We start from the raw sequence: 10,748 nt of genomic DNA, 5'->3' as shown, positions 1-10,748 counted from the left end.
GCCCCTGCCCCTGGCGTCGGCCGCCGCCCTGCCACGGGCGCGACTGCCCGTCGCCGTCCGGACGCCCGGCGAACCCGCCACCGGGTGACCGCCCGAAACCACCACCGGTGGCGGGCCCAGCCGTCGGGATGGCCCCTGTGTGCGGCGACGCCGCCGTGTCCACCGCGTACGCCGCCGGCCCCACCAGGCACGCCACCACGGCGAGCGCGGCCACGGCCGCCACCCGGCGGGTGAACAACATCGCCAGCGCCGCCCCGAACCCCGCCACCAGCACGACCACGCCCAGCCACGGGTTCCAGCCGGAAGCGCGCGCCAGCAGCGCGTACGACCACACGACCGTGCCCGCCGTGACCACGGCCAGCACCCGGTGCGCCCCGCGCTCCCAGAGCACGGCCGCCCCCATGCCCACCAGCGCCGCGACGGCCGGGGCCAGGGCCACGGTGTAGTAGGCGTGGAAGATGCCCTGCATCAGGCTGAAGATGAGCCCGGTCACGATCAGCCAGCTCCCCCAGACCCAGAGCGCCGCGCGTACCGGATCGGTCCGCGGCGCGCGGCGGGTCAGCCAGGTGGCGGCGGCCAGCAGCACCAGCGCGGCCGGCAGCAGCCAGGAGATCTGCCCGCCCGCCTCGGTGTCGAACAGCCGCAACCACCCGGCCTGCTGGTTGAGGTTGCCGAGCCCGCCGTAGTCGCCGCCGTTGAGCCGGCCGATGCCGTTGTAGCCGAGCGCCAGCTCCAGCACGCTGTTGCCCTGCGAACCCCCGATGTACGGCCGGTCCCGCTCCGGCACGAGCGCCACGGCCAGCAGCCACCACCCGGCGCAGACCACCATGGCCGCGCCCGCCAGCGCCAACTGCCGCACCCGCCGCCAGAACCCCACCGGCGCCGTCAGGAGGTACACCAGCGCGAACCCCGGCAGCACCAGGAACGCCTGCATCATCTTCGCCAGGAACGCGAACCCGATCGCGGCCCCCGCCAGCACCAGCCACCGGGTGGAACCGCTTTCCTGCGCCCTGATCACGGCATACGCGGCCACGGTCAGCAGCAGCACCAGCAGCGCGTCGGGATTGTTGAAGCGGAACATCAGCACGGCGACCGGCGTGAGCGCCATCGCCGCCCCGGCCAGCAGCCCCGCCCGCACGGAGCACATCCTGCGCACCGAGGCGTAGACCATCGCCACCGCGCCGACGCCCATCAGCGCCTGCGGCACGAGGATGGCCCACGAGTTCAGCCCGAACAGCCGCACGCTGAGCGCCATCGGCCACAACGCGGCCGGCGTCTTGTCCACGGTGATCGCGCCGGCCGCGTCGGAGGCCCCGAAGAAGAACGCCGACCAGCTCTGGCTGCCGGCCTGCACCGCCGCCGAGTAGAAGGAATTGGCCCACCCCGAGGCGCCCAGACCCCAGAGATAGAGCACACCGGTGCCGGCCAGCAGCACGACCGGCGCCCAACGAGACTTCGCTTCGGTGACCACGTCCCGAACGCTAGGCAGGCCGGTTGGCCTGGCGATGAGACGTACATGAGAATCCTCTAAGCCTGCGAACGGGCCCGGGAACGCGAAAAGAGGCGGGCACACCCGGCACCAGGGTGTATCCGCCTCTTTTCGAAGAGCTTTTTTCGTGAAGCGAAGGGGAAGTTACTTCACGGTCACGGTGGCGCCGGCGCCCTCGAGGGCAGCCTTGGCCTTCTCCGCCTGCTCCTTGTTGACCTTGCCGTCGAAGACCGCCTTCGGAGCGCCGTCGACCAGGTCCTTGGCCTCCTTGAGGCCCAGGGAGGTGAGGGCGCGGATCTCCTTGATGACCTGGATCTTCTTGTCGCCGGCAGCCTCGAGGATGACGTCGAACTCGTCCTGCTCCTCGGCCTGGGCGGCCTCGGCGCCGGCGCCACCGCCGACCGGAGCGGCGGCGACCGCCACGGGGGCGGCGGCCTTGACGTCGAACGCCTCCTCGAACACCTTCACGAAGTCGGACAGCTCGAGGAGGGTCATCTCCTTGAACGCGTCGAGCAGCTCGTCGGTGCTGAGCTTCGCCATGATCGTTTCCTTACGTTTAGGACTTGCTGAAAACTAGGAACGGGACCGCGGTACGTGCGGCAACCCCCGGTGTTACTCGCCGGCCTCTTCGCGCTTGGCGCGCAGGGCTTCGGCCAGCTGAGCCATCTGCGTCGGCAGAGCGGCGAACATCGCGGCCGCGGCGCTCTGCTTGGCCTTCATGGCTCCGGCCAGCTTCGCGAGGAGAACCTCGCGGGACTCGAGGTCGGCGAGCTTGGTGATCTCGGTGGCGTCGAGCGTCTTGCCGTCGAGGACGCCGCCCTTGATCACCAGAAGGGGATTGGCCTTGGCGAAGTCACGCAGACCCTTGGCCGCCTCGACAACGTCGCCGTTGACGAAGGCGATCGCGGTCGGACCGGCGAGCAGGCCTTCGAGGCCCGACAGACCGGCCTCCGTGGCCGCGATCTTGGTCAGGGTGTTCTTCGCCACGGCGAACTTCGCATTCCCACCGAGTGAAGTACGCAGCTCCTTGAGCTGCGCGACGGTGAGACCGCGGTACTCGGTCAGAACGGCGGCCTGGCTGCCCTCGAACTCACTCTTGAGTTCGGCAACCGCTGTCGCCTTATCCGCCCTCGCCATGGGCCTCCTTCCAGATGTGCCACCGGAGAAGGCCCTCAACATGAGAACAGCCCCGGCGCAGGGGCGCACGGGGCTCTCGCACACGGATCAACCATGTGGGAAACTCGCATCACACCTGCGCAGGCCGTCCACCTGAGGTGGATCCTTCGGTCACCAGGCTCAGAACACCTGACAACGACCGGCGGTCTTTGGCAACGACCAGAGTACGTGCTGGCCGCCGAGTTTCCAAATCGTTCTCAGTTGGTCGTGCCCTGGGGCAGCTCACCCACCTGGTCGGCGGGCGGGACCTGGATGTCCACGGGCTCGTTGTAGCCCTTGAAGAACAGCGTGGCGTCGAGCGTCGAGCCCTCCTTGGAACCGTTCAGAGCGAGCTTGCGGGGCAGCCCGTCGGCGGCCACCCAGATGTCGAACTTGACGTCCTTGAGCTCGGCCAGGTTCCGCCGGGCCTGCTCCTGCCGGTCGGCGGGCAACTGCTGCACGGCCACCTCCACGGGGAAGGTGCCGCTGTAGTGCGTGGTGTCCTCGCCGTTGACGCTCTCGTTGCCGACCGACTTCACGTCCTGGGACGCGGTGACCAGCTTGGTCATGTTCCCGAGATCGAACTGTTGGATCTGGCCGAGGTACTGGTTGACCTCGCCGGATTCGCCCATCTCGCTCAGCGGAACCTTGATCCACGGCTTGGTCGCCCCGAGGAGCTGCTTGAGCGCCTCGACCTTGACGTACACGGTGTCGTCCCGCAGCACCACGCGAACGCCGCCCGGCAGGCCGCGGCCCCCCACGTCGACGGTGTCCAGCGTGACGTCGGCGGCGAGCTGGGGCTTGCTCTGGTAGAGCATCCGCCCCTGCACCTTGCCGGCCCGCTCCTGGGGGTGCGACAGGTTCACCACGGCGTCGACCGTGTAGCTGGTGACCTCGGCGGTCTTCTGCGCGGCCTGCGCGAGCACCTCGGAGGCGGCCAGGTTGACCTGGATGGGCTGGGCGTTCGATCCACAACCGGCGACCGCGGCCACGACTAGCGCGGCTCCGGCCGCGGTCATACTTATCGTGCGCTTCAGCATGCTTTGACCCTACGTTTAAGTTTCCGGGTCTGACGTCTTCCCCGCAGATATCGGGGAAAACTAAGGGTTCTCCCTCACGACCCGCACACATCTCCTGCACAATCCCCTCCCCGGCCCGCGGCCACACGCCTCGCGAACTCCCGGGCCCACTGGTGGCACGGCCCGGAAACGAGAAAGCGCCCCCGCCCGGAACGCATCCGGACGGGGGCGCGAGAAGCTCAGCGGGAGGGCTCAGCCCTCAAGCTCAGCGGTCAGCCCACGCGTGACGTTGGGGTCGACCGGAACGCCCGGACCCATCGTCGTCGAGAAGGTGACCTTCTTCAGGTAACGGCCCTTGGCCGCCGACGGCTTGAGACGCAGCACCTCGTCAAGGGCGGCGGCGTAGTTCTCGATGAGCTGACGCTCGTCGAACGACGTCTTGCCGATGATGAAGTGCAGGTTGGCCTGCCGGTCGGTGCGGAACTCGATCTTGCCGCCCTTGATCTCCGTCACGGCCTTGGCGACGTCGGGCGTCACGGTGCCGGTCTTCGGGTTGGGCATGAGGCCACGCGGACCGAGCACGCGGCCCAGACGGCCGACCTTGCCCATCAGGTCGGGCGTGGCCACGACGGCGTCGAACTCGTTGAGCCGGTTGCCCTTGGCGATCTCGTCGATGAGCTCGTCGGCGCCGACGATGTCGGCGCCCGCCTCGCGGGCCGTCTCGGCACGGTCACCGGTCGCGAAGACCAGGACCCGGGCGGTCTTGCCGGTGCCGTGCGGGAGGTTGACCGTGCCGCGCACGATCTGGTCGGCCTTGCGAGGGTCGACGCCCAGCCGGAGAGCGACCTCCACGGTCGAGTCGAACTTGGTGCTCGACGACTCCTTGGCCAGCTTCGCGGCCTCGACGGGCGAGTACAGCTTGTCGCGGTCTATCTTGGCGGCCGCGTCTTTGTGCGCCTTGCTGCGCTGCATTTCTGCTCAACTCCTAGTGGTGTACGGGCCGCTTGCGGAAAACGGCCCTCCCACGATTTCTGGGAAAGTTCTTACTCGGCGACCGTGATGCCCATCGACCGGGCGGTGCCGGCGATGATCTTCTCGGCTGCCTCGATGTCGTTGGCGTTGAGGTCGGGCATCTTCGTCTCGGCGATGCTGCGGAGCTGCTCGCGGGTGAGCCTGCCCACCTTGTCGCGCTGCGGGACCGCGCTGCCCTTGTCGATGCCCAGCGCCTTCTTGATCAGCTCGGGCGCCGGCGGCGTCTTCGTGACGAAGACGAAGCTGCGGTCTTCGAAGATGGTGATCTCAACGGGGATGATGTTGCCCCGCTGGGCCTCCGTCGCAGCGTTGTACTGCTTGACGAAGTCCATGATGTTGACGCCGTGGGGACCGAGGGCGGTACCCACCGGCGGTGCCGGGGTGGCCTGACCGGCCGGAAGCTGCACCTTGACCAGTGCGGCCACTTTCTTCTTTGGAGGCATGATCTTTCTCCGGGTCCTGACTATGGGTTCGCAAATCCCCGCGTGCGCGAGGCGCACAGGTGGACGTTCACCAGCGCCGCGATCTTAGGATCAACCCCGCGAGCACCAGGGACGACTAATCAGCTTACGTGATCGACTCAGATCTTCGAGACCTGGTTGAACGAGAGCTCCACCGGAGTCTCGCGGCCGAAGATCGAGACGAGCACCTTGAGCTTCTGCGACTCGGGGCTGATCTCGCTCACCGAGGCGGGCAACGTGGCGAACGGACCGTCCATGACCGTGACGGACTCGCCGATCTCGAACTCGACCGTGGGGCCGGCGGCGGCCTTCGTGGTGGCCTTCTTGGCCTCTTCGGACGGCTCCGGCGCCAGCAGCTTGGCGACCTCGTCGAGGCTGAGCGGGCTCGGCTTGTTGGACAGGCCCACGAAGCCGGTCACGCCGGGCGTGTTGCGCACGGCGGCCCAGGACTCGTCGGTCAGCTCCATGCGCACCAGCACGTAGCCGGGCAGCACCCGCTCCTTGACCGGGACCTTCTTGCCGCTCTTGAACTCCTGGACGGTGTGCGTCGGCACCTCGACCTGGAAGATGTAGTCCTCCATGTTGAGCGACACGTTGCGGCTCTCGATGTTGGACTTCACGCGGTTCTCGTAACCGGCGTAGGAGTGGATGACGTACCACTCGCCGAGTTGCCCGCGCAGCGAGCTCTTGAACTCCTCGACGGGGTCGACCTCAGGAAGATCCGAACCGTCCTCGGCGCCGGCCTCGGCTTCAGTGTCAGCCTCGGCTTCGGCAGCCTCGTCGCTCTCCTCGGCCCCGGCCTCTTCCAGAGCCGCCTCGACGGACTCCTCAGTGGCTTCTTCCAACTCGTCGCCCCACTTGTCGCGGGACTCGTCGGCCGGAACTGAAGACTCGGACACGGTGACTCTTCCTCTTTCGTGGTTGCGAATGGCGACTCCGTCAGGCGACGCCACCCGGCGGTGTCTCGGGTCAGGATCCGCCGAAGATGCGGAGGACCGCCCATCCCAGGGCGCTGTCGAGCCCGTACACGATCCCAACCATGATCAGAACGAATATCAGAACGACCGTGGTGTAGGTGATGAGATCCTTGCGTGTCGGCCAGATGACCTTACGGAGCTCGTTGACGACCTGCCGATAGAAGAGGGCAGGAGACGTGCGGGTCTTCTTCTCGCCGCTAGGCTTGTCTGCGGTCTCGCCGCGCGTGTCGATCGCCACAGTCCTCACCTGATCCGTCGTATCCAACGCAGTTCTGCGGCGCGCTTACACGCCAATCGTTGCGCGGACCGCACTCGCAGGGCACGAGGGACTCGAACCCCCAACCGCCGGTTTTGGAGACCGGTGCGCTACCAATTGCGCCAGTGCCCTATGTCGTTGACCAGACTACCCTGATCGACTCACTGCCCGGACCGAACCGCGCGCCGACATGCGGCGGAAGGACCAAGCGAAAGCATAGGGGTGATTGCCCCTCACGTCGAACCAAAACCTGATCGCCCAGGTCACGAGCGCGTGGGAGCATGGACCCATGTCCACCCGACCCCGCGTCTCCGCGCGAATTTCCGCGATTTCCGAGTCCGCCACGCTCGCCGTCGACGCCAAGGCGAAGGCGATGAAGGCGGCCGGCCGTCCCGTCATCGGCTTCGGCGCGGGCGAGCCCGACTTCCCGACACCCGGATACATCGTCGAGGCGGCGATCGCGGCGGCCCGCGAGCCGCGCTTCCACAAGTACACCCCGGCGGGCGGCCTGCCCGAACTGCGCGCGGCGATCGCGGCCAAGACCCTGCGCGACTCGGGCTACGCCGCCGACGCCGCTCAGGTGCTGGTCACCAACGGCGGCAAGCAGGCGGTCTACGAGGCGTTCGCGACGCTGCTCGACCCGGGTGACGAGGTGCTGGTCGTCGCCCCCTACTGGACGACCTACCCGGAGGCGATCAAGCTGGCCGGCGGCGTGCAGGTGGACGTCGTGACCGACGAGTCCACCGGCTACCTGGCGAGCGTCGAGCGACTGGAGGCCGCGCGCACCGAGCGCACGAAGGTGCTGCTGTTCGTCTCGCCGTCCAACCCGACGGGCGCCGTGTACTCGCGCGAGGAGACGGTGGCGATCGGGCGCTGGGCGGCCGAGCACGGCCTGTGGGTGGTCACCGACGAGATCTACGAGCACCTCGTGTACGGCGACGCCGAGTTCACCAGCATCGCCACGGCCGTCCCCGAGCTGGGCGACCGGGTCGTGATCCTCAACGGCGTGGCCAAGACGTACGCGATGACGGGCTGGCGGGTGGGCTGGATGATCGGCCCCTCCGACGTGATCAAGGCGGCGACGAACCTGCAGTCGCACGCCACCTCCAACGTCTCCAACGTCGCGCAGATGGCGGCGCTGGCGGCGGTGTCCGGCGACCTGTCGGCGGTGGCGGAGATGCGCACGGCGTTCGACCGGCGGCGCCGGACGATGGTCCGGATGCTCAACGAGATCCCGGGCGTGTTGTGCCCCGAACCAAAGGGGGCGTTCTACGCGTATCCGTCGGTCAAGGAGCTGATCGGCAAGGAGCTGCGCGGCAGGCGGCCCCGGTCGTCGGCCGAGCTGGCGGAGCTGATCCTGGAGGAGGCCGAGGTGGCCGTGGTCCCGGGTGAGGCTTTCGGCACCCCGGGTTACTTCAGGCTGTCGTACGCGCTGGGCGACGACGATCTGGCCGAGGGCGTCAGCCGGCTGGCCAAGCTGCTGTCCGAGGCGCGCTGACGGCTCACGAGGTGATCGCGGCGGCGATCGGCCTGACCTGGTCGACGACGCCGGGGGTCGCCCCGATGTAGACGGCGGTGCCCGGCCGTTCCAGCCACATGAAGCAGCGCACGCCCGTCCGGGTGGTCCAGCGCAGTGCCGGTTTGCCCCGGTACACACTCAGCGACGACCTGGCGACCAGCGTGACGAACTCCTCGGCCGTGCGCGCGCCGCACACCACGCCGACGTACATCCGCTCGTCGTTTTCGCTCCAGATGCGGCCCGTGACCTTCAGCGGACGCACGAGCGAGTCGAGGCGGGCGAACGAGCCGGCCGGAGTGAGGTTGATCGGCCAGGCCGGCACCTGCACGCCGTCGTCGCCGCAGGACAGCGTGATCGTGCCGGTGCCGGTGATGGCGGGTTTGGGCGGCGGCGAGGTGCCGAGGGAGTCGGGCAGCTCGCTCCCGCCGCCCAGACCGCTACCACCACCGCCGCCGCCGCACGCGGTGACCGTGAACATGAGGAGCACCGCCGCCAACCGCCGCATCGACCCCCCATTGAGTTGAGTGGAACCAGAGAAAAGGCTCTTAGTCTCCTACAGGAGCTTTGGCCGAGGCGGCAATAGCGGCAAGTTCGCCGCCGAGGGAGTCGCTGACCCGGATCCACGCGCCGGCGCCCGGACGTTCGAGCCAGACGATCATCCGGCCGCCGGCCGGATGGCGGCCGGCCACGGCGGGCCTGCCGCGCACGGTGGTGGCGCGGGCGTCCAGCACGGTGATCCGCTCGCGGTAGCCGTCCCAGCCGGCGGCCACCGTACCGCGTTCCATACGGGCCTCGACGAACCGGCCGGCCGTGCCGAACCTGGCGCTCGCGCCGCCCGCGCGGCTGTTCTCCAGCCCGCGCGGCAGATACGTGAGCCACAGGTCGTCGGAGACGACGGCGAGCGCGGGGACGGCGGCGCCCATCGGGCGGGCCGGCGGGCCGACCTCCCGCACGGGCACCGGCATGGGCATGGGCGCGGCGGAGCGCGGCAACCGGCCGAAGCCCGAGGAGAACAGGGCGTAGATGATCACGGCCGTGACGCCGAACGCCAGCGCGGTGAGGACCGCTCGCCGGCCCTGACCCAGGTGGTGCCCTGCGGGGATCATGCTCTCTTGGTCCCCCGCGAGGGCTCGTCCGTACCGTGGGAACCGGCGTCTCCTTCGCGGGCGCGCGAACCCGGCCGGAGGTTGGGTGGCAAGATATGCAGATGTCACGGCCCTTGCACACTCTCCCCAAGGCTCATCTTCATCTGCACTTCACCGGCTCGATGCGGCACTCGACGCTGATCGAGCTGGCCAGGGAGCAGGGGCTGCACCTGCCCGACGCGCTGGAGCAGGACTGGCCGCCCAAGCTGCGGGCGACCGACGAGCGCGGCTGGTTCAGGTTCCAGCGCTTGTACGACATCGCCAGGTCCGTACTGACTCGTCCGGAATACGTCTACCGGCTGATGCGGGAGGCCGCGCAGGACGAGGTGGCGGCCGGGTCGCGGTGGCTGGAGATCCAGGTCGACCCCTCGGGGTACGCGCAGCGCTTCGGCGGCCTGACGGCCACGCTGGAGCTGATGCTGGACGCGGTCGAGCAGGCCGCCCGGCAGGCCGGCATCGGGATGGCCGTCATCGTCGCGGCGAACCGCACCCGCCATCCGCTCGACGCCAACACCCTGGCCCGGCTCGCCACCCAGTACGCCGGCAAGGGCGTGATCGGCTTCGGCCTGTCCAACGACGAGCGGCGGGGCCAGGCGCGGGACTTCGAGCGCGCGTTCCGGATCGCCAAGCGGGGCGGGCTGCTCGCGATGCCGCACGGGGGCGAGCTGATGGGGCCGCGCAGCGTGGCGCAGTGCGTGGACGACCTGGGGGCCGACCGGGTCGGGCACGGGGTGCGGGCGGCCGAGGACGACTGGCTGATGCAGCGGCTGGCCGACCGGCAGATCTGCTGCGAGGTGTGCCCGACCTCGAACGTCGGCCTGGGGGTGGCCGAGGAACCCGCCGACGTGCCGGTGCGGCGGTTGTTCGACGCGGGCGTGCCGATCGCGCTGGGCGCCGACGACCCGCTGCTGTTCGGCACGCGGCTGCTGCGGCAGTACGAGCTGGCCAGGGACGTCTACGGGTTCTCCGACGCCGAGGTGGCGGAGCTGGCCCGGCAGTCCGTGCGCTCGTCCACCGCGCCCGAGGCGGTGCGCAAGGAGTTGCTCAGGGGTGTGGACGACTGGCTGGTGGGGCCGGCCTCTCCCCCGTCACCGGAGTGACTCGGCCACCCGGACGGCCTCCGTCGCGGTGGGCGCGCCCTCCAGCCGGTAGTTGAGCTCGTCACGCTGCCAGAGCAGGGTGGGGGACGCCTGGCGCAGCGGGATCTCCGTGCCGTCCGCGCGGGAGAGGTAGCCGAGGGGGTGCTCGCCGGGGATCCACCAGCCCTCGCGTCCGCCGACCCGGGCCTGGTCGGGGTAGGGCGGGCCGAGCTGCTTGAAGAAGAACGGGCTCACGGCGCCGTCGAACTGGTCGAGCCGCATGCCGTCCGGCCAGAACATCGAGACCAGCCGGCCGCCGTCGGACACCGTCACGCGGTGCGGCGGGCCGAGCGCCGACGGGACCCTGAGCGGGAACCCGGCCTGGCGCCGGGCCTCCTCCAGCGCGGCCTCGTGCTCGCCCGGCAGGCCGGTGGGGGTGGTGACGGGCGCGGGCGGGGTGTCGCCGATCCTGAGCTCGACGCCGGCGAAGCGCAGGAGTTGCGTGACGGCGGCGCGGCCCTGGGGGGTGGCGGCCGTCACGGTGATGACGGCGACGACCACGGCCGCCACGATCGCCCACCGCGTTCGCCGGGCGCGCCGGCCCGGGGCCCGGGAG

At 69.6% G+C, this 10,748-nt stretch carries 13 protein-coding genes and 1 tRNA gene; 2 read left to right on the top strand and 12 right to left on the bottom strand.

Annotated elements, in window-relative coordinates; translation table 11 throughout:
- From FAF44_RS48740 to FAF44_RS48700, 9 genes are all read right to left on the bottom strand, one after another.
- Nucleotides 1-1,471: glycosyltransferase family 39 protein (locus FAF44_RS48740; RefSeq protein ID WP_237110289.1), on the bottom strand; the 1,471-nt coding region annotated here is incomplete at its 3' end.
- A gap of 162 nt (nt 1,472-1,633) precedes the next feature.
- Entirely contained in the window at nt 1,634-2,029 is a 396-nt protein-coding gene (gene rplL, locus FAF44_RS48735) for a 50S ribosomal protein L7/L12 (protein ID WP_237110288.1), read from the bottom strand.
- Nucleotides 2,030-2,101: 72 nt separating this feature from the next.
- On the bottom strand, nt 2,102-2,626 hold the full coding sequence (rplJ, locus tag FAF44_RS48730; RefSeq protein WP_237110287.1) for a 50S ribosomal protein L10: 525 nt from the start codon (nt 2,624-2,626) through the stop codon (nt 2,102-2,104).
- Between the two features lie 236 nt (nt 2,627-2,862).
- Nucleotides 2,863-3,684 (bottom strand): LppX_LprAFG lipoprotein, encoded by an 822-nt coding sequence (locus FAF44_RS48725; RefSeq protein WP_237110286.1) that lies wholly within the window; start codon nt 3,682-3,684, stop codon nt 2,863-2,865.
- A gap of 231 nt (nt 3,685-3,915) precedes the next feature.
- Nucleotides 3,916-4,635 carry a 50S ribosomal protein L1 gene (gene rplA, locus FAF44_RS48720; protein ID WP_237110285.1) on the bottom strand — a complete coding sequence of 240 codons (720 nt, stop codon included), beginning with the start codon at nt 4,633-4,635 and terminating at the stop codon, nt 3,916-3,918.
- 71 nt (nt 4,636-4,706) lie between these two features.
- Nucleotides 4,707-5,138, bottom strand: a complete 432-nt coding sequence (gene rplK / locus FAF44_RS48715) for a 50S ribosomal protein L11 (RefSeq protein WP_237110290.1) — start codon at nt 5,136-5,138, stop codon at nt 4,707-4,709.
- A 137-nt stretch (nt 5,139-5,275) separates the two neighbouring features.
- On the bottom strand, nt 5,276-6,055 hold the full coding sequence (gene nusG, locus FAF44_RS48710; RefSeq protein ID WP_237110284.1) for a transcription termination/antitermination protein NusG: 780 nt from the start codon (nt 6,053-6,055) through the stop codon (nt 5,276-5,278).
- A 70-nt stretch (nt 6,056-6,125) separates the two neighbouring features.
- On the bottom strand, nt 6,126-6,371 hold the full coding sequence (gene secE / locus FAF44_RS48705) for a preprotein translocase subunit SecE (RefSeq protein WP_237110283.1): 246 nt from the start codon (nt 6,369-6,371) through the stop codon (nt 6,126-6,128).
- A gap of 77 nt (nt 6,372-6,448) precedes the next feature.
- Nucleotides 6,449-6,521: transfer RNA gene (locus FAF44_RS48700), tRNA-Trp, on the bottom strand.
- A 157-nt stretch (nt 6,522-6,678) separates the two neighbouring features.
- Here FAF44_RS48700 and FAF44_RS48695 point away from each other — a divergent pair.
- Nucleotides 6,679-7,887: a pyridoxal phosphate-dependent aminotransferase gene (locus FAF44_RS48695; protein ID WP_237110282.1), complete on the top strand. Its 1,209-nt coding sequence runs from the start codon at nt 6,679-6,681 to the stop codon at nt 7,885-7,887.
- Nucleotides 7,888-7,891: 4 nt separating this feature from the next.
- Here the strand turns inward: FAF44_RS48695 and FAF44_RS48690 are convergent, their stop codons facing one another.
- Together FAF44_RS48690 and FAF44_RS48685 are read right to left on the bottom strand one after the other, a co-directional pair.
- Complete coding sequence (locus tag FAF44_RS48690; RefSeq protein ID WP_237110281.1) at nt 7,892-8,413, bottom strand: hypothetical protein; 522 nt, start codon at nt 8,411-8,413, stop codon at nt 7,892-7,894.
- 40 nt (nt 8,414-8,453) lie between these two features.
- The gene (locus FAF44_RS48685; protein WP_237110280.1) at nt 8,454-9,014 is read right to left on the bottom strand and encodes a hypothetical protein; all 561 of its coding nucleotides are present in this window, start codon (nt 9,012-9,014) and stop codon (nt 8,454-8,456) included.
- Nucleotides 9,015-9,115: 101 nt separating this feature from the next.
- Here FAF44_RS48685 and FAF44_RS48680 point away from each other — a divergent pair, with 101 nt between their 5' ends.
- Nucleotides 9,116-10,153 (top strand): adenosine deaminase, encoded by a 1,038-nt coding sequence (locus FAF44_RS48680; protein WP_237110279.1) that lies wholly within the window; start codon nt 9,116-9,118, stop codon nt 10,151-10,153.
- Here FAF44_RS48680 and FAF44_RS48675 read toward each other — a convergent pair.
- Nucleotides 10,142-10,748, bottom strand: a 607-nt coding sequence (locus FAF44_RS48675) for a hypothetical protein (RefSeq protein WP_237110278.1), incomplete at its 5' end; no start/stop codon positions are given. The genes FAF44_RS48680 and FAF44_RS48675 overlap by 12 nt on opposite strands.

It is taken from the genome of Nonomuraea sp. MG754425 (genome assembly GCF_021699195.1).
Lineage (GTDB): Bacteria > Actinomycetota > Actinomycetes > Streptosporangiales > Streptosporangiaceae > Nonomuraea.
The sequence above is the reverse complement of the archived record's forward strand: the minus strand, read 5'-3'. Positions and strand labels throughout refer to the sequence as shown.